This is a genomic window from Synechococcus sp. F70.1 (genome assembly GCF_047502745.1).
In the GTDB taxonomy this organism is placed as follows: Bacteria; Cyanobacteriota; Cyanobacteriia; order Thermostichales; family Thermostichaceae; genus Thermostichus.
This window is the reverse complement of sequence record NZ_JANSJL010000095.1, coordinates 32861-59830: the sequence shown is the minus strand read 5'-3', so window position 1 is coordinate 59830 and position 26970 is coordinate 32861. Positions and strand designations below refer to the sequence as shown.

Below are 26970 nucleotides of genomic sequence, written 5' to 3'. Positions count from 1 at the left end.
GGATTCCATTGGCAGGTCAACTGGTGGGGAAAGCCCGGCTATGGTGGCTCTCAGCAACTTTATCCAGGGCATAGAGCAGCTGATCGAGCTGGCCCAAAAGCTGGAGGAGAAAAAACAAAGTGGAGAACTGCGAACCGAGATCCGCCTCCAGACCCGGCCTCTATCGACCTCCATCCCTCGCTCTGGTTCTATCCCCCGCCACTTCCAGACAGGGGATCCCGGCTGGAGCAGCAAGCTCCAGGGGATGGCTGCAACCTGCTCTCAGGAAGCCCCCGAGGCTAGTGGGCCAATCTCCGCTGAGCGCCCAGAGTCGAGGTCGGGGCTGCGCCTCAAGGACGTGGGGGGACTCAAGGAGCAACTCCAAGCCTTGCGGGAGCTGGTGGAGATCCCCCTCAAGCGGCCCGAGCTACTGGCCAAGTTGGGGCTAGAGCCGCCGCGGGGGGTGTTGTTGGTTGGCCCCCCTGGCACTGGCAAGACCCTGACGGCCCGCGCCCTGGCCGAGAGTTTGGGGGTGAACTACATTGCCGTGGTTGGCCCGGAGCTAGTGGGCAAGTACTACGGCGAGGCGGAGGCACGCCTGCGGCAGCTGTTTGAGAGAGCGGCTAAGTCTGCCCCTTGCCTGGTGTTTATCGACGAAATTGACGCCCTTGTGCCCAACCGCAGCACCGTTGAGGGGGAGGTGGAGAAACGCCTGGTGGCCCAGCTGCTGGGGCTAATGGACGGGTTTGTGGCCCAAAAAGGCATTGTTGTGCTAGCGGCTACCAACCGACCCGAAGCCCTGGATCCGGCCCTGCGGCGACCGGGGCGCTTTGACCGCGAGATCGTCTTCAAGGTGCCGGATCGGGAGGGGCGGCGGGAAATTCTCGCCATTCACACTCGCAGCATGCCCCTAGCAGAGGATGTGGATTTAGATAGCCTGGCAGAGCAAACGCTGGGCTTTGTGGGGGCAGATCTGCGCGGCCTGTGCCAGGCGGCGGCCTATGCGGCCTTACGGCGCCAGGTGCCGGATCTGGAATCCCCTATCCCAGAATCCCTGAAAGTAACGGCAGCGGACTTTCAGGAAGCTCTGCAACAGGTGAAGCCGGCGGTGTTGCGCTCAGTGGAAGTCGAGTCGCCCCAGGTGAGCTGGAATCAAATTGGCGGCCTGGAGCAGGCCAAGCAGGTGCTGCAGGAGGCCATTGAGGGATCCCTGCTGCACCCAGAGCTCTACGAGCAGGCCCAGGCCCATGCGCCCAAAGGGATCCTCCTCAGCGGGCCGCCCGGCACGGGTAAAACCCTCTTGGCCAAGGCCATCGCCTCCCAGGCCAAGGCCAACTTCATTGCTGTCTCCGGCCCAGAGCTCTTGAGCAAGTGGGTGGGATCCTCCGAGCAGGCGGTGCGGGAACTCTTTGCCCGTGCCCGCCAGTGCGCTCCTTGCGTGATTTTCATCGACGAGATCGACACCCTGGCGCCGGCGCGGGGCAGTTACTCCGGGGATAGCGGCGTCAGCGACCGCGTCCTGGGCCAACTGCTGGCCGAACTGGATGGGATCCGCCCCAGCCAGGGAGTCTTGGTGGTGGCTGCCACCAACCGCAAAGCCAGTTTGGATCCCGCCCTCACCCGCGCTGGCCGGCTGGAGCTGCACCTAAGCGTGGAACTGCCGGACCGCGCCGCACGGCGGGAAATCCTGGCCGTGCACAACCGCAGGCGGCCCCTAGGGCCAGATGTGGATCTGGAGGTGTGGGCCGAGCGCACGGAAGGCTGGAGTGGGGCCGATCTTGCTCTATTGAGCAACCGCGCCGCCATCGCTGCCATCCGCCGCCACCGGGCCACCTCTGAGGAGGTGGATCCCAAGGCTCTGGTCATCCGCCAGGAAGACTTTGCCCAGGCCTTTGCCGAGCTGCAGCAGCAGCGACAGGTTAGCTAGAAAACGGGGATCCCTTGCCATTCCGGTTGCCGGTGGGCGTGGGCTGCCTCGCCGCAGGTGCGGGGAGTGGGAAAGATCTTGTCGGGGTTGGCGAGGCGCTGCGGGTCGAACACCTGCCGCACCCACTGCATGCTCTCCAAGTCTGTGGGCGTAAACATCTCCGACATGTAGCAGCGCTTGTCGGCACCGATGCCGTGCTCGCCAGAAATGCTGCCCCCCAGACGCACGCAGAGCTTGAGGATCTCGCCCCCCAGTTTTTCCACCTGCTCTAGGGATCCCGGCACCGACTCGTCGTAGAGGATTAAGGGGTGCAGATTGCCGTCGCCGGCATGAAACACGTTGGCCACTGGGTAGCCGTATTCGCGGCTGAGGCGCTCGATTTCTCTTAGGGCATAGGCGAGCTGGCTGCGGGGGATCACCCCATCTTGGACGTAGTAGTTGGGGCTGAGCTTGCCCATGGCGGCAAAGGCTGCCTTGCGCCCCTTCCACAGACGCGCCCGCTCTTCTGGGCTGGAGGCAACTTGCACCTGGCGCGCCCCGTTTTTTAGGCACAGGGCCTTTACCTGCTGGCTGGCTTCCTCCACCTCCAGCTCCAGGCCGTCCACCTCCACCAGCAAGATGGCCGCCGCATCCCGTGGGTAGCAGCCCGACTGCACCACATCCTCAACGGCGTTGATGCTGAAGTTGTCCATGATCTCCAGGCCAGCAGGGATGATCCCGGCGGCGATGATGTCGGAAACGGCAGCTCCTGCTGCCTCGACACTGTTAAAATCCGCCAGCAAAACCTGCACCTGGGCCGGCGCCTTGAGCAAGCGCAGGGTAATCTCGGTAGCAATCCCCAGGGTGCCCTCGGAGCCGACAAACAGGCCCACCCAGTCGTAGCCGGGCATCTCCGGGATCTTGCCCCCCCAGCGCACCACCTCCCCATCCGGCAGCACCACCGTCAGGCCGAGAATGTGATTGGCTGTTACACCGTATTTGAGGCAGTGGACGCCGCCTGAGTTTTCCGCCACATTGCCGCCGATGGAGCAAACTGACTGGCTAGAGGGATCCGGGGCATAGAAATAGCCTTGGGCAGCCACTGCCTGGGTAATCCAGGCGTTAATCACCCCCGGCTGCACCACCATGCAGCGGTTCTCCAAGTCGATTTCCAGGATTTGCTTCATCAGGGTGGTAGCGATGACGACGCTGTTTTCCACAGGCAGCGCTCCCCCCGATAGCCCAGTGCCGGATCCCCGCGCCACAAAGGGCACCCCGTAGCGGCTGCACAGCTTTACCACCTGGGCCACCTCTTCTGTTGTGCGCGGCAATACCACCAGAGCCGGCCTTTGCCGGTAGCTGGTCAGCCCGTCGCATTCGTAGACCAGCAGCTCCTCCGGCTTGCTAATCACCCGCTTGGGATCCAAAACCTTTTTCAGCTCAGCCGTCAGCTTGATCCAATCGAAAGTCAGGCCGGTTTGCAAAAGGTGAGAGGAGCGGACAACCATTTAAACTGCAGGGGGATATCGTCTCTGGAGTCTTGAGGTCCAGCTTAACCCGACAGCGCCTATGCAGCCCTCCTCCCGCAGTGCAGAAGAGATCCTCCAGCAAGTGCGGCAGCTCTACGAGCTCTACCCTTTCCCACCGCAGCCCATCGGCACTGTTCCCCCGCCGGGGTGGAACTGGCGCTGGAGTTGGCCCCAGGCCTATGCCTTTTGCACGGGATCCCATCCGGGCCGGCGCAAGGTGCGCATCTTGGATGCCGGCTGCGGCTCAGGAGTAGGGACGGAGTATATCGCCCACCAGAATCCCGACGCCGAAATTTGGGCTTTTGACCTAAGTAGCCGCGCCCTTGAAATTGCCGAGGCTCGCTGTCGGGCTTCCCAGGCGCCGCCAGTGCAGTTTTGCCAGCTCAACGTTTACGACATCGACCGGCTGCCAGGGCAGTTCGACTTCATCAACTGCGTGGGCATGCTCCACCACTTGCCAGACCCGGTGGCGGGGCTGCAGGCTTTAGCGAGCAAACTAGCTCCTGGCGGGATCCTGCATTTGTTTGTCTACGGCGAGCTGGGCCGCCATGAGATTCGCCTGATGCAGAAGGCCATTCGCCTCTTGGTCACCGGCTCCGAACACCAACCTCTCGCCTCCCCCGAGCAACTGCAAAAGGGCCTCCAGGTAGGTCGCCGCCTTTTCGAGATCTTGCCGGCAAGCAACCGCATCCAGCAGCAGGAACAGGCCCGCTGGGCCCTTGAGAACGTGGACGACGAATGCTTTGCTGACATGTACCTGCACCCGCAGGAGGTGGACTACAACATTGAGACCCTGTTTGAGCTCATTCGGGCTTCAGGGCTGCAGTTTCTGCGCTTTTCCAACCCCGAGTTCTGGCGGCTGGAACGGGTGTTGGGGCAGGACGAGGCCCTACTGGCCCAGGCGGCTCAACTGCCGGAGCTGGAGCGCTACCGCTTGATTGAGCTGCTGGACCCGGTGGTGGCCCACTACGAGCTGTTTCTTGGCAGGCCCCCCCTCCCCCGCTGGGAATGGACCAGTCCAGAAGCTGTGGCCTCGGCTGTGGCCCACCTCAGTCCCTGCCTGGGCCTGTGGCCGGGGCGGAGCATTTTCAACTACGCCTACGAGGCCATTTCCCTAAGCGAGGAGGCCTTTGCCTTCCTGCAGCAGGTAGACGGGATCCGCACCGTCCAAGCCATTCAAGAGAGCCTAGCCTCTCCCCTAAGCTGGTCGCAGCTACAGCAGTTGCTGCGCTGGCAAGTGCTGCTGTTGGAGCCGCAAGAGAACGGTTTTTGAGCGCCCTCGCCACTTAGTTGCGGAGAGAACTTGCTCCCCCAGGCCTTTCTACCCTATGCTGGAAGGCTGTGACTTTGCTCCAGCTCACTCCCATGCCCAAAATCAAAACTCGCAAGGCCGCCGCAAAACGCTTTCGCCTCACCGGCAACGGCAAGTTTATGCGCCGCCGGGCGGGGCACAACCACTTGCTCGAGCACAAAACCAGCAACCGCAAACGCAAGTTGGCTGGCGTGGCCCTGGTGAGCAAACAGGATCTGGCCAACGTGCGCCTGATGCTGCCCAACGCCCACTAGGTCCTCACCGGTTGCGGCCCAGCCAAAAGTCTTTGGGCTTGTCAATTGCAAGGTGTACTTGCCGGTATTGGGTTACTGCTATGAGAGTTAAACGCGGCAACGTTGCTCGCAAGCGTCGCAAGAAGATCCTCAAGCTGGCCAAAGGCTTCCGCGGAGCTGGCTCCAAGCTGTTCCGCACGGCTAACCAGCAGGTGATGAAAGCCCTGCGCAGCGCCTACCGGGATCGCCGCCGCAAGAAGCGGGATTTCCGCCGCCTCTGGATTGCCCGCATCAATGCCGCCACCCGCGCCCAGGGCCTGCGCTACAGCGAATTCATCGACGGCCTCAAAAAAGCCAATATCCAGCTCAACCGCAAAATGCTGGCCCGCCTGGCTTTCCTGGATCCCGAGGCCTTTACCCGGGTGGTGGAAGCAGCCCGCCAGTCCCGCGCTTCCTAGGGGGAATGGGATCCTGGTCTCCGTTGGCCGCGGCAATCCAGAAATCTTGCTTGGCGGCCAGCTTGGCTTTGGTTTGCCTGGGAAGGGGGAGCCCTGCCGCCGCCCGCCCTTGGCCGGAGATTGTCCGTTCGGGGCAGTTGCGAGTTGCGGTCAAAGACAACTTGAGGCCGCTGGGCTTTCGCGATCCCGAGGGCAAGCTGCAGGGGTTTGAGATTGAGCTAGCCCGCGAGCTGGGATCCCGGCTCCTGGGGTCAAGAGAGGCGGTGGAGCTGGTGCCGGTGACCAACGTGGAGCGGCTGCAGGCAGTGGCCGGGGGGGAGGTGGATCTGGCCGTTGCCCAGATTGGCATCACGCCGGATCGGGCCCGCCAGGTGGAGTTTACCTCTGCCTACTATCAGGATGGCCCCAGCTTGGTGGTGGCCCGCTCCCAGAACTGGACAAGCTGGTCGGAGCTACGCGGCGCTCGCGTTGCCGTCCTGCGCGGATCTGCCGCTATTCCTCACCTCAATCGCTACCTTCCAGGGGTCGAGTTGGTGCCGGTGGATTCCTATCAGGAAGGGGCGGAGTTGCTCTTGAAAGGATCGGTGCAGGCCTGGACAGCAGACCGGTCGGTGCTGGCCGGGTGGCTGGCGGAGCACCCCCAGTTCCAGTTTTTGGGATCCCCCCTGGGGGCGGTGGGGCTGGGGATTGCCATGCCCAAAGGGCTAGATCACGCTGAATTGCGGCTGCGGGTGCGCCGCGAGCTAGAAAACCTGCGTGCCGAGGGCTGGCTGGCAGAGCGGGCCAGAGCCTGGGGTCTGCCCTAAGCTCCTGCCCTCAGTGCCAAAAGTGACGAATGCCAGTGCAGACCATGGCAATACCCGCAGCATTGGCGGCGGCAATGGAGTCGGCATCGCGGATGCTGCCTCCCGGCTGAATAATGGCGCGGATCCCAGCGCGGGCTGCCGCCTCGACACTGTCGGCAAAGGGGAAAAAGCCGTCGCTGGCCAAAACCGCTCCCGCGGCCCGTGGACCGGCCTGGCGAAGGGCAAGCTCGACGGCCCCCACCCGGTTCATCTGGCCTGCTCCAATGCCGAGGGTTTGCCCCTGGCGAGCAACGACGATGGCGTTGGATTTCACGTGTTTGCAGACTATCCAGGCAAACTCCAGATCCGCCCACTCCTCGGGGGTAGGCTGGCGCTCGGTCACCACCTGCCAGGAGGGTTGGCGAACGGATCCCTGCAGCCGGTCGGCCTCTTGCACCAGAAAGCCGCCGGCCAAGGTACGAACGGTTTGGGCTGGCCCCACCTCAAAGTCCGGCAGAACCAAAAGCCGCAAGTTCTTTTTGGCCGCCAGCTGCTCAGCTGCCTCAGGCGTGCAGCCCGGGACGACCACGCACTCCAAAAAAGGCTCCGCCAGCCGCCGGGCGGTCTCCGCATCCAAGGTTTGGTTGAGGGCAACGATGCCCCCGAAGGCGGAAACGGGATCGGCAGCCAAAGCAGCCTCCAGAGCAGCAGCTAGGGTTGGGCGAACGGCTACCCCACAGGGGTTGTTGTGCTTGACAACCACCGCTACCGCTGGCTTAGAGCCGTTGGCAAGTCCTATGCTCAGTTCTGCCGCCAGGGCGCGGGCCGCTTCCAGATCCAGCAGGTTGTTGTAGCTTAGCTCTTTCCCCTGTAACTGCTTGGCTCGATGCCAGCCAGGGGCAGCCGCATCCACCACATACCAGGTGGCAGCCTGGTGGGGGTTTTCCCCGTAGCGCAGGCGTTGCCACGGGATCCCTTGCAGGTGAAAAACCTGTTCAGCAGCGCCTGCAGAAGCTGGAGGTTGAGAGGGTTGGGACAGCTCTGAGCGGGCCAGATAGTTGACGATGGCGCGGTCGTAAGCTAAGACCCGCTCAAAGGCGCGGCGGGCACACTGGAAGCGAAAGGCCAGCCGTTCCGCCTCGCTGGAGGAGCCAGAGAGCAGTTGCAAATACTGAGGGTACTGGCTGGGATCCGTGAGCACCGTAACATAGGGATAATTTTTGGCCGCTGCCCGCACTAACGTCGGCCCGCCGATGTCAATCTGCTCCAAAGCCTCCTCCAGAGCCACTCCGGGTTGGGCCACCGTCTGCTCGAAAGGGTAGAAGTTGACCACCACCAGTTGGATGGGCGGGATCCCCAGCGCCTCCAAGTCTGCCCGGTCTTCGCGGCGCTCCAGGCGAGCCAAGATGCCGCCGTAGATGCGGGGGTGCAGCGTTTTCACCCGTCCCCCCAGAATCTCCGGCGCACCGGTGTGGGCCGAGATGGGGGTAACCGGGATCCCAGCTTCAGAGAGCACCTTGGCCGTACCGCCGCTGCTGAGGAGTTGAAAGCCGTGCTCCTGGACAAGTGCCTTAGCTAGGGGGACAAGGCCGGTTTTATCAAAGACGCTGAGGAGGGCCAAAGGGGGGAAGGGCTGAGTAGGCATAGGTTGTCGGTAGATACGCTGGTGGCCTCTGGATTCCACGCCATAGGATAGCGCCCTTGCCAGAAAATCAGCAGCTTGTCCTAAAAAGCAACCCCAAGTGGGCAAAAAGGGATCCCAGCTCTAGCGGGAAAGTGCTATGACAGGATGAGCGTGAGGTGCCGCTGGGAGGGGGTCGTCCGGATCCTATGGCTAGAGTCCTGCAGCTTCTGATCCAGGGTTGGTACTACTCCATCCCCCTGTTGGCCTTCTCGGTTCTCTCGGTGGCTTGTTGCCTCGAGCGGGCCTTGTTCTGGTGGAAGGTTACCCATCGGCAGGAGGAGGTGGTGCGGCAAGCCCTCAGCCAGTACCGCCGCAACCCCAGGGCCGCCCAGTACCTGCTGGAGCAAAATGCCGACCTGCCCATTGCGCGCATCTTTTTGGCTGCCCTGGAGCTCAACGAAGCCAGCCCTGAGGATTTTAAACTGGCCCTTGAGACAGCCCTGGCTGCAGAGGTGCCGCTATTAAAGCGCTTCAACACTCTCTTTGACACGGTGATTACCGTTGCTCCCTTCCTGGGCCTCTTGGGCACGGTTACCGGCATCATCCAAATCCTCAGCTCCATCCAACTGGGGGATATTGGCGGCACCAATACGCAGGGGGGGGGACAAGGCATCGCCGAAGCCCTCTACTCGACGGCTTTCGGGTTGATCGTGGCTATTCCCACCTTGCTGATCTCCAATGTCTTTCGCTCTCTGTACCTGCGGCAACTCTCCAAGATCCAGGAGTACGGCGGCGAGCTGGAGTTGCTGCATCGGCAGCGGCTAGAGATGCAAGCCCAGCAGCTTCCCCAGTATTCCTACGACAAGCCCGGCCCCAGCTCCACTCTGCCTCCCTACTCCCCGCTTGAGCCCTCCTAGCCTATGCGCATCCCAGAGGAGAACTTCAGGCCCGCCGAGATCAACATCGTGCCCTTAATCGATGTCATCTTCTCGATCTTGGTGTTTTTCGTCATCGCCAGCCTAGTGCTTACCCGGTCGGAGGCGCTCGATGTCAACTTGCCAGAGGCCTCCACAGCCGAAGCCCGCCGTCAGCCAGACGTTACGGTGAGCATCACGGCCGAAGGCCAAATTGCTGTCAACCGGCAGAAAATTGCCAATCTTGGTGCCCTGATCCCCACGGTGGAACGTATTCTGGCCGAGAAGCCGGCTGAAGGGCGGCGCTTAGTGGTCATCAACGCTGACTTGGCCCTCTCCCACGGCAAGGTGGTGGAGGTCATGGATGCTCTGCAGCGGCTGCCCAACGTCAGCCTGGCGATCGCTGCCCGCCGCCCCAACAACCGCTGACCCTCTCTTCGAGCCGGAGGTGAGGATCCTCACCCTGCTCCCAGCAGTTGGATTAGCAGCGCCTTTTGCACGTGAAGGCGATTTTCCGCCTGATCCCAAACGCGGGACTGGGATCCCTCCAAAACCTCGGCAGTAATCTCCTCCTCCCGGTGGGCGGGCAGGCAGTGGAGCACAATTGCCTCTGGATCTGCGTGTTTCATGAGCTCGGCATTGACCTGGTAGGGCAGGAAGTGGGCTTTGCGGGCTGCCGCCTGATCCTCTTGGCCCATGCTGGCCCAGACGTCGGTATAGACCACCTGGGCTCCCGCAACGGCTTCGTAGGGATCCCGCCCAACCAGCACCTGTGATCCCTGGGCCAAGGCTTGCGCTTCTGCCACCACTGCCGCATCCGGCTCGTAGCCAGGGGGTGTGGCAACGCGGATGTGGATCCCGCTTAGAGCACAGCCCAGCAGGAGGGAATGGGCAACATTGTTGCCGTCGCCACAATAGGCCAAGGTCAGGCCTGCCAGTTGCCCGAAGTTCTCCTGAATGGTGAGCAGATCGGCCAAAACTTGGCAGGGGTGAAACTGATCCGTGAGGGCGTTGATCACGGGGATCTCGGCATACTCGGCAAAGAGCTCCAGCTCCCGCTGGTCGTAGGTGCGGATGGCAATGGCGTCCAAGTAGCGGGAGAGGACGCGGGCTGTATCCGACAGGGGCTCGCCGCGGCTTATTTGCATTGCCGATGGCACCAAGTCCAGGGTGCTGCCCCCGCACTGGGCCATGGCAACAGTAAAGCTAACCCGGGTACGGGTGGAAGCCTTCTGAAATAGCAGTCCCAGCACTCGACCCCGCAGGTCTGCCCGGTAGGGATCCCGCTTCAGTTCTGCCGCTTGGGCCAGCAAGGCCGACAGCTCCGCCGGGCTCAGGTCGCTGAGTTTGAGCAGATCCCGTCCGGCCAAGTTCAAATTCATGGATCCTGCCATCCTCGCCTACCCTGCCTGCCGACGATAAAGCCTTTCCCACCTAGGGTTAGCACCGCCTACCGAGAAGAGGAACGAACGACGCTGGAAGCCTGTTGCCGGCGGGCCGCAATTTGGGCCTGGAGGGCGCGAATAGCAGCCGCGTACTGCGGATCAGCGGCAGTGGCTACCAGTTCGCGGTTCTTGCTGAGGCGCTTCAGATCTGCTTCCGACAGCTCCACCACAATGTCGGGAGTGATACCCTTTTGGTCAATCTCGGTGCCCTTGGGAGTGCGGTAGCGGGCAATGGTGACTGCCAACCCCGACCCGTCGGAGAGGGGATGCACCGACTGCACCAGGCCCTTGCCAAAGGTTGGCGTGCCAACAATCACAGCGCGCCGGTTATCTTGCAAGGCGCCGGAGAGGATCTCGCTGGCGCTGGCAGAACCCCCATCCACCAAGACCGCCAAAGGCTTGTCGGTGAGGGCGCTGTTGTTGGCCACAAGGCGATCCTGCTCCCCTTGCCGATTCACCGTCGAGACAATGCTCCCCCGATTGATCCACAGGCGCGCAATTTCGGCACTGGCGTGGAGCAGCCCCCCAGGATTGGCCCGCAGATCCAGCACGTAGCCAGCCACCCCTTGTTTTTCTAGGTCGCGAATGGCCTGGCGCACCTTTTCGGCGGCGTTGCCGGAAAATTGGGTGATGCGGATATAGCCAATGAGCAGGCCATTTTCTTTGCGAGCCTCGTGGCGTACTGTAGCTAGCTCAATTCTCTCCCGCACCAAGTCAAACACCTTCAGCCCTTCTCCCTCGCGGCGAATGGTTAGCCGCACCCGGGTGCCTGGCTCACCGCGAATGAGGCTGACGGCAGTATTGGTGTCCATGCCCTCGGTGGATCTGTCGTCGATACGCACGATAACGTCCTTGGACTTGATCCCAGCGCGATCGGCAGGGGATCCCTCAATTGGCGAGATCACAACCAGCTCATTGGTCTCCTGATCCACACCCAGCGTGATCCCCACGCCGGTCAGCTCCCCCGAGGTGTCGATCTGCATGCTGGCAAACTGCTCCGGATCCAAGAAGCGGGTGTAGGGATCGTTGAGCTTCTTGAGGGCCTCGCGAATGGCCTTGTAGGCCTCCTCGCGGGTGGCATATTCTCTGCTGAGCAGCTCGCGGCGCACCGCTTCCCAGTCGACGGAGTTAAAGGAAGGATCGACGTACTCCCGATTGACAATCTGCCAAACTTCGTCCACCACTTCTTTGGGATCCCGGCGAAACCCCGCCCAACCTGGCATGGATAGCTGCACGCCAACCAACGACACGGCTGTAACCACGGCAGCCGTTGCACTCACCACAAACCCCCGCTTTCTCATTGACCCTCCTGGAAAACACGGTACTGGTTGAAGATGGGCTGGGTTTCGCCAGACTAGGATCCTCTAGGGGCAGCTAGCAGTGCCCAAATTCTGATAGGCTGCTGAGAGTGCTGCCCAGTTTTGCCCAAGCTAGCATAGGGATTCTGGCAAGGCTGCTCCCAGGATCCCATTAGATTGAACTTTTTGTAGTCTCTTGGGTTGGGTTTTGTTGCCTCTCTGCCCATGTCTCCTGGAGCTCCTGCAAGAACTGCCAACTCCTCCCTGCTAGTTCAGGTGCAGACGGCTCGAGCTGCCGCCCAGCGCACAGCCACCTTGCCCACCGAGGTTCGGGATGCGGCTCTCGAGGCCATGGCCACAGCTTTACTGGAACAGCAAGAGGCCATCCTAGCGGCCAATCGGGAAGATCTGGAGCGGGCAGCGGAGCAGGTTAAAAGGGGGGAGTTGTCGGCTGCAGCCTATGCCCGCTTAAAGTTGGATGCCCACAAGTTGGCCGAGATGGTAGCCGGAGTCCAGCAGGTGAGGCGGCTGCCCGACCCGGTAGGGCGATCCCTCCTCATCCGCGAGCTGGACGAGGGGCTGGTGCTGGAGCGGCGCACCTATCCCCTGGGAGTGCTAGGCGTCATCTTTGAGTCGCGGCCCGACGCCCTGGTGCAAATTGCTGCCCTAGCAGTCAAGACGGGCAACAGCGTCCTGCTCAAAGGCGGATCGGAGGCGCTCTGCTCCTGCCAAGCGTTGATGGCCGCGCTGCAGGCGGGGCTGCGGCAAGTTCCCGACTTTCCTAGGGGATCTTTGCAGTTGCTCACCCGTCGCGAGGAGATTAAAGAGCTGCTGCAACTGGAAGGTCTGGTGGACCTAATCATTCCCCGCGGCTCCAGCAGCTTTGTCCGCTACATTATGGAGAATACCCGCATCCCGGTTCTGGGCCATGCGGATGGGCTGTGCCACCTGTACGTGGATCGGGCTGCTGATGTGGACATGGCGGTGAGGCTAACCCTAGATAGCAAAACCCAGTACCCTGCCGCCTGCAACGCTATCGAGACCCTATTAGTCCATGCAGAGATTGCTCCCCGGTTTTTGCCTCTGGCCGTGCAAGCGCTGCGCGAGAAAGGGGTAGAGTTGCGCGGGGATCCCCGCTGCCGCGAGCTGGTGCCCGATCTGATCCCGGCCACTGAAGCTGACTGGAGCACTGAGTACGCCGACTTGATTCTAGCCATTAAAATGGTGGATTCCCTCGACGAGGCCATTGCCCACATTCAACGGTACGGATCCCGGCACACCGAGGCCATCGTGACCGAAGATGCCGTCGCTGCCCAGCGCTTTCTCGACGAAGTGGACGCAGCAGGGGTCTTTCACAACGCCTCCACCCGCTTTGCCGATGGCTTTCGCTACGGCTTTGGGGCAGAAGTGGGCATTAGCACCCAAAAGCTGCCACCCCGGGGCCCGGTAGGCTTGGAAGGCCTAGTAACCTACCGCTACCAACTGCGGGGGCGAGGCCATCTTGTAGCTGACTATACCGGCCCTCAGGCCCGTCCCTTCCGGCATCGGGATCGCTTAAACGTTACCGGCTTAGCCTAGAAGGGATCCCCTTGACCAGCTGGGTTGTCTTAACTTTTTTGGCTAAAAGTTGAGGTAAATTTTTAAAAGGTGGCCTTATGCGGCGCTTCTGGATTGGCCCTGTGCAGGCTGGATTTCTGTCCTCTCGCTAAGGAGCTTCACGGTCTTATGCCCGTTCGTCTGTACGTTGGAAATCTGCCGGCAGAGGTAGATCGCGAGGCCCTGGAGAAGCTCTTCAGATCTGCAGGTGAGGTCATTTCCACCAAGGTCATTCGGGATCGGAAGACCGGCAAGTGCCGCGGCTTTGGTTTTGTTACGGTAAGCACTGAGGAACAGGCGCAGCAGTATATCGAGAAATTCAACGGCCACAGCTTTGGCGACGTCAACTTGCGCATTGAACTTGCCCAGCCGCGCGAGAAACGGGAAGGTGCCGAAGCCAAAGCAGCAGTCTCCCCTTCCCCCGCCAAGGACTCCGCCCGGGAACTGGCCAAAGGTTCCAAAACAGCAGGGGAGAAGTCTACTTCAGGCAAGAAGCAGCGCCAGCGTGTCAAGGCGGGCCCTGAGGCAAAAGAGGCTGTTGAGCCGGATCCCCGCTGGGCCAGCCAGTTGCAGCGGATCAAGGAGCAGCTTTTGCAAGCCACCCACTCCTAACCCCCCGAAGGGGTGGTAGACAGGGCTGCTGCCTGGGCTTAGCCTAATAAAAGCTTGTACTCGAGGGGGAGTTGGGATGGGAAGTCTGGCGAGGGCTTTTGGCAGGTGGGGACAAGGGCTGGCCAAGCTCGGCCTGCTCGGCATGCTCCTAGTTTGGCTGGGAATGAGCGGCACGGCACCTGTTGTCTTTGCAGCTCCGGCAGAGCTAGAAAAGCAGGTGCTGGAGATCATCCGCAAGAATCCGCAGGTGATCCTGGAGGCCGTGCAGGAGTACCAGCAGCGGCAGTATGAAGAGCAGCAGCGGCAACAGCAGAAGCTAGCAGAAGAGTTTGGCCGGCAGTTGCGGCAGAACCCCCGCGCTGTCATTGGCGATTCCCCCAGAACCGGCTCCGAGTCCTTGCGGCTAGTTTTGGTGGAGTTTTCCGACTTTCAGTGTCCCTTCTGTGCCCGTGCCCATCAGACTCTGAAGGAGTTCATGGCTAGACATGGGGACGAGGTAACCTTGGTGTACAAGCACCTGCCCTTGACCAGCATTCACCCTGAGGCGATGGCGGCAGCGCGCGCCGCTTGGGCTGCTCACCGCCAGGGCAAGTTTTGGGAGTTCCACGACGAGCTGTTTGCCAACCAGTCCCAGCTGGGGGAGGAATTTTACGTAGCTACAGCCCAAAAGCTGGGCTTGAACGTGGAGAAGTTCAATCGGGATCGGCGCAGCCGGGCGGCAGAGCGGGCTGTACAGCGAGACATGGATCTGGCCTCTCAACTGGGCATCAGCGGTACCCCCCATTTCATCTTGAACGGCATTGCCTTCTCGGGGGCTCAGCCTTTGGAAGTGTTTGAGAAAACGCTGCAACAGGCCAAGCAGGCTCGCTAGGACTCCACCCCTGTCTCCCTCTCACGGTACGGCAGGCCTGAAGGGGGAGCATTTACTTCACAGGCAAAATGCGGGCATCAAACCCCGCCTCGGCTAGGCTGCGCCGCGCTCGTTCGGCATTGGCCCGCTGCCGGTAGGTGCCCACCTGAATCACTGAGCCGCGCACAAAGGCATCGGGCGCAAACTGCCGCACCTTGGGCAGCGCCTCTTCGCCAGCCTGAACCACCACCCAAAACCCGGCCGAGCTAGCCGCAGGCAAGGAGGGAGGAGAATCCCGAACCAGGATAGGTTGGGAGCGGCGCAGGTCAGCGGGAAAGATCCCTGCCTCGTAGCCGTGGCTAGCTAGGTAACGCACTTGCTCGCTGGCCGTTGCCAGATCGGCAAAGCCGCCGGTGCGCACAACCCGCCGGCTGTCGTAGATTAGGGGCAGGGATCCCGGCAGCAGGTGCTCCAAAGCAGCCAATTTCTCGCCGCTGGGATCGGCCACCAACACCCAATAGCGTTCCCCTTGGGCAGGCTCCTCAGGTGGTGAAGCGGCATTCTCTTCTGCCAGCGACACGACCACTGCCGGCAAGCCCTGAGCAGTCAGCCAACGGGCCTGTTCCTGAGCCAGCGATAGGCGAGAGAAAGTCCCCGTCTGTAGGGCAGGCTGGCCGCGGTAACGCACCTCTATAGCCTGGGGAAAGAAGCGGCGTACCCGCTCCTCCAGCCCTGGATCTCTGCTGGGGTTGGGCACTTGGGTGGCAAAAGGCCGCTGCGGGTCGAAAGGGGGAGCCGTTGGCGGGGCAAGAAAGGCCGGCGGCAGGGGTGGATCCCTGTCTTGGCGGCTCACCACCCGCACGGGCAGCCCTAGCTGTTCCAACTCGGCCTGGCGGCGTTGGGCGTGGCTGCGGTTGACAAACGTTCCCGCCAGAATGAAGACCTGGCCATCCCCCTGCACAAAATAGGCATCCGGCACCTGCCTGCGCACCTGAGCTAAGGCTTCTGGTCGCTCAGCCAGGACATGGACTTGGTAACGGATTAGGGCAAAGGCAGGCGGCAGGGCAAGGAGACTAGCCACCAGGGAGCTGCCCCACCAAGCCGCCATTGTCAGCCTTGGCCAAGCCCTGCTAGGCAAGAGACTAGTCTCTCCCCCCCACCTAGCCCACTGTCGGTCTCTCCTTTGGCGGCAGTGGCGCAGCCCAGCGTTCACAGGAGAAGCGCAATGAGGTCTACCTCCAGTATAGTGAGGAGGATTTGGCAACGCTTGCTGCCTGCACTCCCTAGAAGCGACGGCGACGGTAGCTGTAGCGACGCGGGACAGCAGGGGCAGGGGATCCTCCCAGGGAAAAGCGAATGATCTCAGTCTTGTAGGGTTGGGAGCCTTCCGTGTAGCGGGCAAGCTGAATGGCGGATCCCTGGCTAGAAGGAAGAGCTGGCAGAGAGGGATCCGGCCAGGTAGCTTCAAGGGCGATGAAAAACTGCGAGCGCAGCAGCACCTCCCAGGGGGAAAGGGGCTTGGTTTGCTCGGGCACCAGGCGGCCTAGCGCAATCTGAAGACGCGGCCCCCCTTGCCGGGATCTCCAGAGCTGACGCGCCAAACTCCCCAGGGACGCCTGCTCAGAGGATCGAACCAGCAGCTTCAGTCCCCTCAGGGGATTGAGGCTGTAGGTAAGTAGGAGAGAGTACATCGGCAGCCAGCCAGCGGAGGAGCGTTTTGGAGTAAGCTCAAAAAAGATCTCTAGGCTCACTGTAGCACTGCCATTTGGCTATCTAACTCCGGCGATGGCGGCAATCCTCGAGCAGCGCTGGCTATTCCAGCCTGAGGACCAGCCAAGGGCGCGCCAGTTGGCGGAGGCGGTGGGGATTTCGCCGCTGCTGGCTCAGATCCTGCTCAACCGCGGCCTCCGCAGCCCTGCCGAGGTTCGCCGCTACCTGCAGCCGGATCCCTCCTGCCTGCCGCCGCCCAGCCGGGACTTTGCCGACCTGCCCCTGGCGGTAGAGCTGTTGGAGAAAGCCCTGCGCCGGCAGGAGCCCATCGCCATCTGCGGCGACTACGATGCCGACGGCATGACCAGCACAGCCCTGCTGCTGCGGGCGCTGCGGGGCACGCCGGTGGTTTACCGCATTCCCAGCCGCCTTACGGAGGGCTATGGCCTTAACAGCCGCATGGTGCAGGAGCTGCACCGCGAAGGGGTGCGCCTTATCCTCACCGTAGACAACGGCATCGCTGCCCACGAGCCCATCCGTTTAGCCAAAGAGCTGGGGCTGGCGGTGATCGTGACCGATCACCACGATCTGCCCTCCCAATTGCCCCCTGCCGACGCCATCCTCAACCCCAAGCAGCTCCCAGAGTCGTCTCCCTACCGGGGAATGGCCGGGGTGGGGGTGGCCTACCTACTGGCCCAGGCCTTGGCGGAGCGCCGCGGCGATGAACGGCTAGGGCGAGTGGCGCTGGAGCTGTGTACAGTGGGCACCATTGCCGATTTGGCCCCTCTGACAGGGGTAAACCGCCTCTGGGTGCAGCAGGGGCTAGCCCTTTTGCCCACTTCCCAGGTGGCCGGGATCCGCGCCCTCTTAGCGGTGATGGGAATGACGGGATCCGCGGAGGAGCTGCGGCCAGAGTGGGTAGGGTTTGGCCTGGGGCCCCGCATCAACGCCATTGGGCGAATTGGCCGACCGGCAATGGGGATTCAACTGCTGACCACCGACGATCCCCAGCAGGCGGAGAAACTTGCCCGCCGCTGTGAACGCCTCAACCAGGTGCGGCAGGAGATGTGCAGCCGCATCGAGGCCGAGGCTTTGGAGCAGATTGCCCAGCGAGGGTGGGATCTGCCGCAGGAGCGGGTGTTAATCCTTTTGGGAACCCCCCAGCAGCGCTGGCACAAAGGGGTCATTGGCCTGGTGGCCGCGCGGCTGGCGGAGCGCTTTGGCTGTCCAGTATTTATCGGCAGCCAGTCGCGTCAGGGGGAGATTACTGGCTCGGCGCGGCAGGGGATCCCGGAGTTCGACGTGTTCCAGGCCCTGGAGTTCTGCAAAGATCTGTTTACCAAGCATGGCGGCCACCCAGCTGCCGGCGGCTTTAGCCTAAAAGCAGAGAACTGGCCCCTTTTGGAAAAGCGGCTGCGGCAATTGGCCCAACAGCGCCTGCAGCCAGAACAAATCCGGCCCCTGGTGCAGATTGACCTGGAGGTGGCGCTAGCTGACCTCACTCTTGACCTCTATCAAGAGTTGCAGCGCCTCCAGCCCTGCGGCATCGGCAACCCGGAGCCAGTCTTCTGTAGCCGCAACCTGCAGGTGCTGCAGCAGCAGCGATTTGGCCCCCGACCTGGAGCTGTGGGCGGTGTTTCCTCAGCCGAGGATGCCCCCAGCCACTTGAAGCTGCTGCTGCAGGATCCCCCTGAGTCTTGCCGATCCCCCCTGGAAGCCAGGGCCCGCCGCCGTCCCCTTTGGGCCACTGTCTGGCGAGGGGCCGCAGCCTATCCCCTGCCCGAGCGGATTGATGTTGCCTACACCCTCAAAGCCAGGCGGTGGGAAGACGAGACCCAACTAGAGCTGGAAATTCTCGGGATCCGGCCTGCCCAAGCGGCTAGTCCCGGAAAATCCTCCCCCTCCCAACAGAGAAGGGATCTCTCCCCCCTTCTTCTCTACCGCCCTGCTCCGCCTCTCATCCGATCGCTGCGGTGGCAGGTTGTGGACCGCTTTTCTGACCTCCTGCCCCAGGCGCAGGGAACCATCCTCTTCTACGGCTTTCGCCGTCCCACCTTGGTTCTGGCACCTGAGCGGCGCTCTCCGCTGACTCTTGACTACGACCGCCCCCAGGCGGGCCGCCGCTACGACCAATTGTGGCTGTGGAGCTGGCCCCCCTCTTTGGAGCACCTCAAGTGGCTGCTCCACTGCCTTTCTGGCGAAGCGCCGCTCATTGCCGTGCATCAGCAGACCGTGCCCCTACCCTCCGCGGCCACCCTACAACGGCAACTGCGCCACTACCTGCAAACCTATCCCCAGGTGGATCTGTTGCGCCTAGGCCAGCAGTGGTGGCTGTCGCCAGCGCTCCTGGTGGCGGGCCTGCGTTCGTTGGGGCATGCTTGCCCTGAGTTTGGTCCAACGGGATCCCTGGAAGAAGAGCTGGAGGCCCAACGGGCCTGGTACCGCAGCTCCTGGGAGCAAGTGGCTGCTCTGCTTCAGGGATCCCCAACGCCGCTGCTGCGCTATGGGGCTTAAACTGCTGCTTGGCTCTGACTACCACGGCAACGACCGGCTGATCCGGCAGGCCCTGGCTTATCTGCCGCAGGTGGATGGCTACATCAACTGCGGCGATTTCTGCTCCAAGGCCGGCAAGCCCTCCCGCAACGCCACCCAAGGCTTTCATCCGGCAGCCCCAGCCGAGGTAGCCCAGCTGCAGTCTTTCCTGGCGGCAGTGGATGGGCTAGGCAAGCCCTGGCTCTTTCTGCCCGGCAACCACGACCCAGCCGCCACAGTGTTGGAGGCCCTGGCCGGCAATTGGGGACAGGCCATTACCCAGTCCTGTTGCTTTGAGTGGCTAGGGCTGCAGGTGCTGGCAGTGCCCTGGACGCCTCCCTGCGGCTGGAGCTGGACGCTTACCCGCAGTCACCTGCAAGAGCTACTTGCCCTTTACAGCCAACTGCCGCATCGCATTGACCTGCTGCTTAGCCACGCGCCGCCGCGGGGCTTGTTGGACGAAGGGGGCAAGTGGTACCACCGCCGCATGCCTACTCTGCGTCCCCTTTTGGATCTGCTCCAGCCGCGCTACTACATCTGCGGCCACATGCACTGGGATGGGGGAAAGGTAGAACGGTGGGGATCTACCCTCGTCATCAACACAGCCTTGCACAACATGCTTTTGGAGATCCACTGAGAAGCAGAGAGCGCGGGCTTAACTGGTAGCCCTGCAGATTGCAGCCAAGCGCTCGGCTAAGATAGCGGAGCCAGATGAGTTTCACTCCCCATGCCCCGTTCCCTAGTTCTGGCCAGCAGCAACCCCGGTAAATGGCGGGAGTTTCACGCCTTTTTCCAGGCCCATGCTCCCCGGTGGGAGTTGCGTCCCCTGCCGACAGCGATAGAAGTGGAGGAAAGCGGCAGCACGTTTGTCGAAAATGCCCTTCTCAAAGCCAAGGCCGTAGCAACGGCTCTGGGGGAGTGGGCCATTGCCGATGACTCTGGCCTGGCGGTGGCAGCCCTGGGGGGTGCCCCTGGGGTTCATTCGGCCCGCTATGCCCCTGACGATGCCGCCCGCATTCAGCGACTGCTGCGGGAGATGGAAGGGATCTCCAACCGCCAAGCTACCTTCCACTGCGCCATCGCTGTAGTGGATCCCCAGGGCCAGGTGCAGGCATTGGTAGAGGGTCTCTGCCACGGAGAAATCTTGACCCAGCCCCGGGGAGAGGGGGGGTTTGGCTACGACCCGCTCTTCTGGGTGCCAGAGGTGGGGCTGACTTTTGCTGAGATGAGCCCAACGCAAAAAGAAGCCGTCAGCCACCGCGGCCAGGCCCTGAGGGCTCTCAAGGAGCAGTTGCTTACCCTGGAGCGCCGTCTAGGCTAGCTTGGAGAAAGAGCTGCAAGTCTAACTCGGTCTAGGAAGATGGGAGTGCCAGTCTTGCGTTGGGAGCCTGAAGAATGACCTTCTCTGAGGAGCGCGATCCAGACCGTTTTCCAGACGCAACGGCTGCTAGCGGCCAGGGGAATGCCTCTGCTCCCAGCAGCTCGGAGTCCCAAGGCCGGCGTTCCCCGCCTCCCCTGCCGGAGGAAGGTCCTGGCCCCTCTGAGGAAAGTGCGGAAGACTGGCTGGAGGATGAAGGGGCCCAGAACGACGGGAAGGCGTCCGCCGCTCCTCTTGCTGGGCGCGCGCTGCCAGCGGAGGAGGCTAAAGAGAGGGCCACCTCAGGCCGAGAAGCTGCTGCTGGATCTTCGCGGGCTGCTGATCGCATTAGGGGGACGGCGTCCTCTCGGCCCGGCCCTGCTGGACAAGCCTTGGTTCCCCGGCGCCTTGTCTCTAGCAACCGGGGCTTTGAGGGATCCGCCCGCTCTTCCGCCTATGCCGGCTCCTACAGGGGTGACTATGGCTCCACCTCCAGCTACGGGGGAAGAGGAGGATATGGAGGGGGAGGCCGCAGCGGCAGATCTTCAGGGGGGATCTCCTCCTCGGATCTGACGGCTTTGCTGGTGGTGGCCCTGCTGGCTTTTTTCGGAGGGTTTGCCATCCGCAACATCTTTGCCGAGTCGGGCGGCTTTGACGATGAGCGCCCCATTCGCGCTGCCAATGTGCCGGCGGCTTTTCGGGATTTTTGCTTTGCCTACAACGGCACCGCCTCCTTTACCGTGGTCCAACTCACCAGTGTCTCTGCCCTCACCGTGGCCTCGGTGCCCATCTACAAAGTGGATACCTGCACCATTCCCGTCAGCCAAACGGCCAATGCCCTGCAGGCCTTGGGCATCCGCGGACGGGCGAACACTCTAGGCCCCCAACTGGGGGGATCCAACCTCACCCTCATCCAGCTTCCCTTGGCCAGCAGCTTGGCCCGCGCCCTCTACAGCCAGTTTCCCGGCTTGGCTGCCCAAGGCGACGAGGCGCAGGTTTTGTCCCAACTGGAAACCACTATCAACAACGCCTTGCGTTCCAACCTCGAAGGGCTGGCCCTGCAAAACCTGCAGCCCACCAACATCCCCGATGTGTACGTGATGGTGCCAGGCCACTCCTTTGACTTGCAGCCACAGCTTGAGCTGCGCTAGTCCTTCGGCCAGGGATGGGGAAGTGTTCATCACTCTAGAAGGTGGGGAGGGGGTAGGTAAAACTACCCAGCAAGCCCTGCTTGCGCTGCAGCTTCGCCAGGCGGGCTATCCCTGTCTGTGTACCCGCGAGCCGGGAGGGACGGCGCTGGGCCGGGCGCTGCGGGAGATCTTGTTGCATGGGGATCCCCTGACGCCGCTGGCTGAGTTGTTTCTGTACGCGGCAGACCGGGCTGAGCATGTGCAAAAGTGTATCCTTCCCGCTTTGGCAGCCGGCCAGGTGGTGGTTTGCGACCGCTTCACCGATTCCACCCTGGCCTACCAGGGCTACGGACGGGGGCTGGATTTGCAGCAGGTTCGCCAGCTCAACCACTTGGCCACCGGCGGTCTGCAGCCGCACCTCACCCTGTGGCTGGATCTCCCGCCAGAGGTGGGGCTAGCGAGAAAGGCCTCCGGCCCGCTGGCGCGAACCGGGCTTGCCGACAGGCTCGAACAGGAGCGCCTGGAGTTTCACCGCCGCGTCCACCAGGGCTTCCAGACGCTGGCTGCCGCCGAGCCGCAGCGGATTGTCCGCATTGACGCCGAGGGATCCCCCTTGGAGGTGGCTGCCCGCATCTGGTCGGTGGTCAAGCCTCGCCTGCTGGCAGCAGTCCCAAGGCCCTAGACGAAAGGTTAAGATTTGGTTAAAAAGGGGGGAGCAGGGAGCGGCTCAAGCTAAGCTAGCCTGCCTAGGGCAAGGGGGTTTTGCCGCTCTTTGGAGTTGTTGTCGTGGGTAGAGGAGACTTGCGGTGGACATCATTGCTACTGAATCGAAAACTGAGAGCCTCGGCAAGACGGAGTCCTCGGAGTCACTCTTGCTCTCGTCTTCAAGCTTGCCCCCGCTAGCTGCTTTGGCCCACCAACTGCTGAGCCAGCAATGGCAGCGGCTGCAGAAGCATGTGGGGAGAGTGCTCAAGCACCACCCGGAGGCGGCAGAATCCCTTCATCAGATCCGGGTGAGCTTGCGCCGCATCGGCACCTGGGCGGAAGTGTTTCAGGGATCCCTGCGCCTGCCCAAGCCGCTCAGGCCCAAACGTTTGCGAAAGTTGATCAAGACGCTGGGCCCGCAGCGGGATCTGGACGTGTTGCTAGAAATCCTCCACGAACCCTGTTGGCAAGGGATCCCGGCAGACCAGCAGGCGGAGCTAGAGGAGCTGAAGGAAAAGCTGCAGCGGCGCCAAGCTCAAGCCGAGAAACACTCCCGCCGCATTTTGGCAGAGGAGGACTTCCTGAAGTTCCAGGCTGCTTGCGAAGAGTGGCTGATTTCTCCTCGCTACCGGCCTGCGGCCCAGCTTCCTGTGCAGGAGAGCTTGCCCCATCTTTTGGCGCCGCTAGTAGCGGCGTGGTTCCTGCAGCCGGGTTGGCGGATCCCGGCCTTCCCCGAAACCGAAGCTCAGGCTGAACAACTGCATGACCTGCGCAAAGCCACCAAACGCCTGCGCTACCAGCTAGAGTTTTTTGCCCCCTTCTACGGAGAGACCCTCCAAAGCTGGGTGAAGGCCCTCAAGCGTCTGCAGGAACAGTTGGGCCGCTTTAACGACTTGCAAGTTCTACAGGCCCAGCTACCTGCCGACTCAAGCTTGCAGAACTGGCTGCAGGAACAACAGAAGCTGGCTCTCCAAGATTGGCCCACGCAGCAACAGCGTTACTGTAACCCTGCCGAGCAGCAGCGGCTATATCAGTTGCTCTTCTTGGTTGGGGAGAACAGCAACGGGGAAGTCCAGGTGGTAGGCTAGAGCAGGGATTTGAACCGCAGTTGGCTGGACAGGATCGCTCCAGATCCACGGCTAGGTGTAAGGGCGACGTCCAGCTCCACTAGGTGTGAAAATGCCCATGAAAAAGAGAATTGCCACGGCCGTTGCTTTGCTCTGCTGTCTACTGGCCCTACTTTTCTTTTGGCGCTTAGGAACTGCTGCCCGAAAACCAACCCTCCAACTCTACATCTGGTCGGAATACATTGACCCAGCCATTCTCACGGCCTTTGAGAAAGCCACTAACAGCCGCGTAGTGGTGAGTGTGTACGAGTCCAACGAGGACATGATTGCCAAGCTGCGGGGGGGCGGCGTCAGCCAGTACGACATTGTCGTGCCCACCGACTACGTTGTGCCCAACATGGTGGAGCTGGGCCTGCTGCAGCCTCTCAACAAAAACCTCATTCCCAATCTCCGCAACCTGGACGAGAAGTTTGTCGGCTTGCCCTTTGACCCAGAAAACACCTACACCGTTCCCTACCAGTGGGGCACCACCGGCATTGGCTACCGCAAAGACCGCCTGCCGGAAAACTTTGAGCGTTCCTGGGGGCTGATCTTTGATCCTAAGCAGCAGTACGGCCCCTTTGTGATGATTGACGAGATGCGCTCTATGCTTGCGGCTGCCGCCTTCTACCTGGGCTTTGACCCCAGTACTACCGTTCCCGCAGAGCTGCAGCAGATTCAGGAGCTGTTGATTCAAGCCAAACGCCGCAGCGCCGGTCTCATTGGCGGGGTGGGCGGCAAAAATCAACTGGTCTCCGGGACAGCCAATGTGGCGGTTGTCTACAGCGGTGATGCCCTGCAAGCTGCCGAAGAAAATCCCAACATTGGCTACTTTGTCCCCCGCGAGGGCGCCCACATTTGGCTTGACGTGATGGCCATCCCTGCCAAAGCTCCTAACCCAGAGCTGGCCAACCGCTTCATCAACTTCATTCTGGAGCCGGAAATTGGCGCCCAACTGAGCAACTACAACCGCTTTGCCACCCCCAACGCTGCTGCCCTACCCAGGATCAACCCCCGGGATCGCCAAAACCCAGCTATCTATCCCGATGAGACGACCTTTGCCAGGCTAAAGTACCTCAAAGTGCTGTCGCAGGAGCAGCTACGTCTGGTTGACGCTGTCTGGACTGCCGTCAAAAGCAGCTAGGGATCCACTGCCTGCGGCTTGTTAGCTCTCGACACAAAACTTGACACTTTTTAATATCTGAGCCACATTGGGAATGTCACCTACTGATGGAGTTGCAGCCATGGAAAACCAAGAAGCTAAGTTTGGCTTTACGCCCTTTGCCGAAAAATGGAATGGCCGGCTGGCGATGCTGGGCTTTGTAATTGGCGTTTTGACCGAGCTGCTCACGGGCCAAGGGATCCTCTCTCAAATCGGCCTGATGTAATCCCAAGCCCTGGCACAGACCCTTTCTGCTCGGCTGGCAGCCGAGCTTTTGCTTTGCTAAGGCTCTACCCCCTACAAATTCTGCAAGTACTGGCAAATGTCGGCTAGGATGCGCTCCAGCTCCTCTAGGCCCTGGGAAGCCCTGGCCCATTCTGGTGCAGCACTGTCCAGGGATCCCTGCTGGGCCAGTTGCACCCCCAGGTGCTCGAGCTCGCGGGCTGCTTGAGAAAAGGCATGGGCCCCCACGTTGGCGCTGGCTCCCTTGAGGCGGTGGGCAATTTTCCTCAAGTCTTCGGCGTTACCCGCTGCAACGGCTTGGCGCAGCCGCGGCAACTGGTTCTGGCAATCCTGGACGAACACCTGCAGCAGCTCCCGCTGAAACTGGCTGTCGCCGCCCGTAACCCGCTCCAAGCAAGCCGAGTCGATGGGATAGGGCAGCGTGGGATCAGAGCTGCCGCTGGCACCCTTAGGAGAAGGCGGAGCGGGCGAAGCCACCTCGGAGGTAGGCCCATTGGCTGCTCCTAGTGCGGAGGAGGCGATCTGGCGGCTCCAGTAGTTGATCACTCTCTCCAAATCCTCCTTTAGCACCGGCTTACTGAGATAGTCGTCCATCCCTGCTTGCAGGCAGCGCTCCCGATCCTCGTGCATAGCGTTGGCCGTTAGGGCAATCACCACGGTGTGGTGGCCGGATCTCCGTTCCTGTTGGCGCAGACGGCGCGTGGCCTCGTAGCCGTCCATCACCGGCATTTGGCAATCCATGAGAATAAGGTCATATCTGACCTGCTGTAGGAGATCCAATACCTCCTGACCATTGGCCACCACATCGGCCTTGTAGCCCAAACTCTCGAGCTGGCGCAAAGCCACCTTTTGGTTGACAGGGTTATCCTCTGCCAGCAAAATGCGCAGCGATTGACGGGGACGATCCTCCCTGGGGGTCGTCTGGGGGAGGACGGGCCTCATTCCCAAGAGCGAAGTGGATAAACCAGAAGATTTCCCCAGGGCCATGACCAGCGCTTCCTGCAGACGGCTTTGCTTCACCGGCTTAACCAAGTAGGCGGCAAAGCCAATCTCAGCGGCGCGGCGGGAGTGCTCCCCCAGTCCCAGTGAAGTCATCATCACCAGTTGCGTCTGGGACAGTTCCGGATCGGCTTTGATCCAACGGCCCAAGGTCTTCCCATCCACCTCCGGCATCTGCATATCCAAAACGGCCAGGGGGAAGGGTCTGCCTTCCCGAACGGCTTGGCGCAGTTTGTCCATAGCCTGATAGGCATTTTCGGCCTCTTCCACCACCATTCCCCAAGCCGTGGCCTGGCAGCGCAGGATCTTGCGATTGGTGGCGTTGTCGTCCACCACCAACAGCCGCTTGCCCTGCAAATCCACCGGGATGCGAACAGCAGGCTGGGAAAGCTGATGCACATAAGGCTGTCGCTCCAGAGTCAGCTCGACGCTGAAGGTGCTGCCGCGGCCCTCCTCGCTCTCTAGGAAGATCTTGCCCCCCATCAGCTCTGTCAGTTGTTTGCAGATGGCCAGGCCAAGTCCTGTGCCCCCGTACTTGCGGGTGGTGGAGGCATCCACTTGGGTAAAGGGCTGAAACAGCTTGGCTTGGGCCTCCTTGGGGATCCCGATCCCTGTATCCCTTACCGAAAGCCGGAGCTGGACGTGGGTGGTTGTTTCCTGCATCAGCTCGGCCTGGATGACCACCTCCCCTTGATGGGTAAACTTAATGGCATTGCTTACCAAATTGTTGAGGATTTGCCGCAGGCGCGACGCATCCCCCCGCAGATAGCGCGGCACTTCCGGCGGCATGAGCACTGCCAGCTCCAGGCCCTTGGCGTGGGCAGTGGAAGCAAACAGATCCGCCACCTCTTCCAGACACGAGCGGAGATCGAAATCCAGGATCTCCAGCTCCATTTCCCCGGCCTCCAATTTGGAGAAGTCCAGGATGTCGTTGATGAGAGTCAGCAGCGCGTCGCCACTGACGCGGATAGTCTCCACAAAATCCCGCTGCTCTGGGGTAAGGGGCGTCTCCAGCAACAGCCCCGTCATCCCCAACACCGCGTTCATGGGGGTGCGGATTTCGTGGCTCATGGTGGCTAAGAAGCTGCTCTTGGCCTGGGCAGCCTGCTCTGCCGCTTTGCGGGCTTGTTCTAGCTCGAGGCTGCGCTTTCTCTCCCGCTCCAAAAGGGCTGCTTGGGTGAGGGCAATGCCGATTTGGTTGGCCAACTGCGATAGCAGCTCAATCTCAAACGGCTGCCACTGGCGGGGTGCCGAGCACTGGTGAGCCAGCAACAGCCCCCACAGCCGCTGCTCCATCAATAGGGGCGCCACCAGGTTGGCCTTGACCTGCATTTTTCGCAGCAGCTCCAGGTAACAGGGCTCCAGCCCTTCGGTCTCCACGTTGCTGACGGCGCGAACGCGGCCCTGGCTGTAGAGCTGGGCGTACTTTTCCTGAAAACAGGGATCCTCGATCACCTCTCCCATCAAGGAGGGGATCCCCGGCTG

The 26970-nt window shown here is 61.7% G+C and carries 25 protein-coding genes; 18 read left to right on the top strand and 7 right to left on the bottom strand.

Translation table 11 applies throughout. The annotated features are described in order from the left end of the window. Window positions 1-40 precede the first annotated feature (40 nt). Window positions 41-1906 carry an AAA family ATPase gene (locus NW860_RS09630; RefSeq protein ID WP_414513870.1) on the top strand — a complete coding sequence of 622 codons (1866 nt, stop codon included), beginning with the start codon at window positions 41-43 and terminating at the stop codon, window positions 1904-1906. On the opposite strand, the gene glcD is transcribed toward NW860_RS09630, so the two are convergent. Beyond that, the gene (glcD, locus tag NW860_RS09625) at window positions 1903-3393 is read right to left on the bottom strand and encodes a glycolate oxidase subunit GlcD (RefSeq protein WP_414395122.1); all 1491 of its coding nucleotides are present in this window, start codon (window positions 3391-3393) and stop codon (window positions 1903-1905) included. The genes NW860_RS09630 and glcD overlap by 4 nt on opposite strands. Before the next feature lie 61 nt (window positions 3394-3454). On the opposite strand from glcD, the gene NW860_RS09620 reads away from it, so the two are divergent. The 4 genes from NW860_RS09620 to NW860_RS09605 all read left to right on the top strand — a co-directional run bounded on the left by NW860_RS09620 (window position 3455) and on the right by NW860_RS09605 (window position 6223). Further along, the gene (locus tag NW860_RS09620) at window positions 3455-4687 is read left to right on the top strand and encodes a class I SAM-dependent methyltransferase (protein WP_414404757.1); all 1233 of its coding nucleotides are present in this window, start codon (window positions 3455-3457) and stop codon (window positions 4685-4687) included. 92 nt (window positions 4688-4779) lie between these two features. Continuing rightward, complete coding sequence (gene rpmI / locus NW860_RS09615) at window positions 4780-4980, top strand: 50S ribosomal protein L35 (protein WP_414395125.1); 201 nt, start codon at window positions 4780-4782, stop codon at window positions 4978-4980. An 80-nt stretch (window positions 4981-5060) separates the two neighbouring features. Continuing rightward, window positions 5061-5417: a 50S ribosomal protein L20 gene (gene rplT / locus NW860_RS09610; protein WP_414395127.1), complete on the top strand. Its 357-nt coding sequence runs from the start codon at window positions 5061-5063 to the stop codon at window positions 5415-5417. A 23-nt stretch (window positions 5418-5440) separates the two neighbouring features. Next, window positions 5441-6223: a transporter substrate-binding domain-containing protein gene (locus NW860_RS09605; protein ID WP_414513867.1), complete on the top strand. Its 783-nt coding sequence runs from the start codon at window positions 5441-5443 to the stop codon at window positions 6221-6223. Between the two features lie 10 nt (window positions 6224-6233). Here the strand turns inward: NW860_RS09605 and purH are convergent, their stop codons facing one another. Next, entirely contained in the window at window positions 6234-7847 is a 1614-nt protein-coding gene (purH, locus tag NW860_RS09600) for a bifunctional phosphoribosylaminoimidazolecarboxamide formyltransferase/IMP cyclohydrolase (RefSeq protein WP_414513865.1), read from the bottom strand. A 209-nt stretch (window positions 7848-8056) separates the two neighbouring features. Between purH and NW860_RS09595 the strand changes: the two genes are divergently transcribed. Beyond that, window positions 8057-8743, top strand: a complete 687-nt coding sequence (locus NW860_RS09595; RefSeq protein WP_414513909.1) for a MotA/TolQ/ExbB proton channel family protein — start codon at window positions 8057-8059, stop codon at window positions 8741-8743. Between the two features lie 3 nt (window positions 8744-8746). Then, a complete protein-coding gene (locus NW860_RS09590; RefSeq protein ID WP_414395132.1) occupies window positions 8747-9169 on the top strand; it encodes an ExbD/TolR family protein in 423 nt (140 codons plus the stop codon). A gap of 29 nt (window positions 9170-9198) precedes the next feature. On the opposite strand, the gene argF is transcribed toward NW860_RS09590, so the two are convergent. Continuing rightward, complete coding sequence (gene argF, locus NW860_RS09585) at window positions 9199-10116, bottom strand: ornithine carbamoyltransferase (protein WP_414513907.1); 918 nt, start codon at window positions 10114-10116, stop codon at window positions 9199-9201. A 74-nt stretch (window positions 10117-10190) separates the two neighbouring features. After that, the gene (ctpC, locus tag NW860_RS09580) at window positions 10191-11486 is read right to left on the bottom strand and encodes a carboxyl-terminal processing protease CtpC (RefSeq protein WP_414404762.1); all 1296 of its coding nucleotides are present in this window, start codon (window positions 11484-11486) and stop codon (window positions 10191-10193) included. 222 nt (window positions 11487-11708) lie between these two features. Here ctpC and NW860_RS09575 point away from each other — a divergent pair, with 222 nt between their 5' ends. From NW860_RS09575 to NW860_RS09565, 3 genes are all read left to right on the top strand, one after another. After that, window positions 11709-13061 carry a glutamate-5-semialdehyde dehydrogenase gene (locus NW860_RS09575; RefSeq protein WP_414513862.1) on the top strand — a complete coding sequence of 451 codons (1353 nt, stop codon included), beginning with the start codon at window positions 11709-11711 and terminating at the stop codon, window positions 13059-13061. 147 nt (window positions 13062-13208) lie between these two features. Beyond that, window positions 13209-13691, top strand: coding sequence for an RNA recognition motif domain-containing protein (locus NW860_RS09570; RefSeq protein WP_414513860.1), 483 nt, complete (start codon window positions 13209-13211; stop codon window positions 13689-13691). Between the two features lie 76 nt (window positions 13692-13767). Continuing rightward, window positions 13768-14562 (top strand): DsbA family protein, encoded by a 795-nt coding sequence (locus tag NW860_RS09565; RefSeq protein ID WP_414513858.1) that lies wholly within the window; start codon window positions 13768-13770, stop codon window positions 14560-14562. 52 nt (window positions 14563-14614) lie between these two features. Here the strand turns inward: NW860_RS09565 and NW860_RS09560 are convergent, their stop codons facing one another. After that, window positions 14615-15622, bottom strand: coding sequence for an SPOR domain-containing protein (locus tag NW860_RS09560; RefSeq protein ID WP_414513856.1), 1008 nt, complete (start codon window positions 15620-15622; stop codon window positions 14615-14617). Between the two features lie 202 nt (window positions 15623-15824). Beyond that, on the bottom strand, window positions 15825-16232 hold the full coding sequence (locus tag NW860_RS09555; RefSeq protein WP_414513854.1) for a hypothetical protein: 408 nt from the start codon (window positions 16230-16232) through the stop codon (window positions 15825-15827). A 94-nt stretch (window positions 16233-16326) separates the two neighbouring features. On the opposite strand from NW860_RS09555, the gene recJ reads away from it, so the two are divergent. The 8 genes from recJ (at window position 16327) to NW860_RS09515 (ending at window position 24469) form a co-directional block, all read left to right on the top strand. Continuing rightward, the gene (gene recJ, locus NW860_RS09550) at window positions 16327-18765 is read left to right on the top strand and encodes a single-stranded-DNA-specific exonuclease RecJ (RefSeq protein ID WP_414513852.1); all 2439 of its coding nucleotides are present in this window, start codon (window positions 16327-16329) and stop codon (window positions 18763-18765) included. After that, window positions 18755-19420 carry a metallophosphoesterase family protein gene (locus NW860_RS09545; protein WP_414394360.1) on the top strand — a complete coding sequence of 222 codons (666 nt, stop codon included), beginning with the start codon at window positions 18755-18757 and terminating at the stop codon, window positions 19418-19420. Before recJ ends, NW860_RS09545 begins: the two co-directional genes overlap by 11 nt. A gap of 90 nt (window positions 19421-19510) precedes the next feature. Further along, entirely contained in the window at window positions 19511-20104 is a 594-nt protein-coding gene (gene rdgB / locus NW860_RS09540; protein WP_414513849.1) for an RdgB/HAM1 family non-canonical purine NTP pyrophosphatase, read from the top strand. 74 nt (window positions 20105-20178) lie between these two features. Further along, complete coding sequence (locus NW860_RS09535) at window positions 20179-21291, top strand: hypothetical protein (RefSeq protein ID WP_414513848.1); 1113 nt, start codon at window positions 20179-20181, stop codon at window positions 21289-21291. A 22-nt stretch (window positions 21292-21313) separates the two neighbouring features. Beyond that, window positions 21314-21952: a dTMP kinase gene (gene tmk, locus NW860_RS09530; RefSeq protein ID WP_414513846.1), complete on the top strand. Its 639-nt coding sequence runs from the start codon at window positions 21314-21316 to the stop codon at window positions 21950-21952. 124 nt (window positions 21953-22076) lie between these two features. Then, a complete protein-coding gene (locus tag NW860_RS09525; RefSeq protein ID WP_414513844.1) occupies window positions 22077-23063 on the top strand; it encodes a CHAD domain-containing protein in 987 nt (328 codons plus the stop codon). 91 nt (window positions 23064-23154) lie between these two features. Then, complete coding sequence (locus tag NW860_RS09520) at window positions 23155-24225, top strand: spermidine/putrescine ABC transporter substrate-binding protein (protein ID WP_414404773.1); 1071 nt, start codon at window positions 23155-23157, stop codon at window positions 24223-24225. 100 nt (window positions 24226-24325) lie between these two features. Beyond that, window positions 24326-24469, top strand: a complete 144-nt coding sequence (locus tag NW860_RS09515) for a high light inducible protein (protein WP_414346668.1) — start codon at window positions 24326-24328, stop codon at window positions 24467-24469. Window positions 24470-24540: 71 nt separating this feature from the next. Here the strand turns inward: NW860_RS09515 and NW860_RS09510 are convergent. Further along, a partial coding sequence (locus NW860_RS09510; protein ID WP_414513841.1) for a response regulator occupies window positions 24541-26970 on the bottom strand: 2430 nt, incomplete at its 5' end.

Excerpts from the sequence above, each read along its gene's own strand:
- NW860_RS09630 (WP_414513870.1), top strand. The coding sequence starts at position 41 with ATGGTGGCTCTCAGCAACTTTATCCAGGGCATAGAGCAGCTGATCGAG.
- glcD (WP_414395122.1), bottom strand. The coding sequence starts at position 3,393 with ATGGTTGTCCGCTCCTCTCACCTTTTGCAAACCGGCCTGACTTTCGAT.
- NW860_RS09620 (WP_414404757.1), top strand. The coding sequence starts at position 3,455 with ATGCAGCCCTCCTCCCGCAGTGCAGAAGAGATCCTCCAGCAAGTGCGG.
- rpmI (WP_414395125.1), top strand. The coding sequence starts at position 4,780 with ATGCCCAAAATCAAAACTCGCAAGGCCGCCGCAAAACGCTTTCGCCTC.
- rplT (WP_414395127.1), top strand. The coding sequence starts at position 5,061 with ATGAGAGTTAAACGCGGCAACGTTGCTCGCAAGCGTCGCAAGAAGATC.
- purH (WP_414513865.1), bottom strand. The coding sequence starts at position 7,847 with ATGCCTACTCAGCCCTTCCCCCCTTTGGCCCTCCTCAGCGTCTTTGAT.
- NW860_RS09590 (WP_414395132.1), top strand. The coding sequence starts at position 8,747 with ATGCGCATCCCAGAGGAGAACTTCAGGCCCGCCGAGATCAACATCGTG.
- ctpC (WP_414404762.1), bottom strand. The coding sequence starts at position 11,486 with ATGAGAAAGCGGGGGTTTGTGGTGAGTGCAACGGCTGCCGTGGTTACA.
- NW860_RS09575 (WP_414513862.1), top strand. The coding sequence starts at position 11,709 with ATGTCTCCTGGAGCTCCTGCAAGAACTGCCAACTCCTCCCTGCTAGTT.
- NW860_RS09570 (WP_414513860.1), top strand. The coding sequence starts at position 13,209 with ATGCCCGTTCGTCTGTACGTTGGAAATCTGCCGGCAGAGGTAGATCGC.
- NW860_RS09565 (WP_414513858.1), top strand. The coding sequence starts at position 13,768 with ATGGGAAGTCTGGCGAGGGCTTTTGGCAGGTGGGGACAAGGGCTGGCC.
- NW860_RS09555 (WP_414513854.1), bottom strand. The coding sequence starts at position 16,232 with ATGTACTCTCTCCTACTTACCTACAGCCTCAATCCCCTGAGGGGACTG.
- recJ (WP_414513852.1), top strand. The coding sequence starts at position 16,327 with ATGGCGGCAATCCTCGAGCAGCGCTGGCTATTCCAGCCTGAGGACCAG.
- NW860_RS09545 (WP_414394360.1), top strand. The coding sequence starts at position 18,755 with ATGGGGCTTAAACTGCTGCTTGGCTCTGACTACCACGGCAACGACCGG.
- rdgB (WP_414513849.1), top strand. The coding sequence starts at position 19,511 with ATGCCCCGTTCCCTAGTTCTGGCCAGCAGCAACCCCGGTAAATGGCGG.
- NW860_RS09535 (WP_414513848.1), top strand. The coding sequence starts at position 20,179 with ATGACCTTCTCTGAGGAGCGCGATCCAGACCGTTTTCCAGACGCAACG.
- NW860_RS09520 (WP_414404773.1), top strand. The coding sequence starts at position 23,155 with ATGCCCATGAAAAAGAGAATTGCCACGGCCGTTGCTTTGCTCTGCTGT.
- NW860_RS09515 (WP_414346668.1), top strand. The coding sequence starts at position 24,326 with ATGGAAAACCAAGAAGCTAAGTTTGGCTTTACGCCCTTTGCCGAAAAA.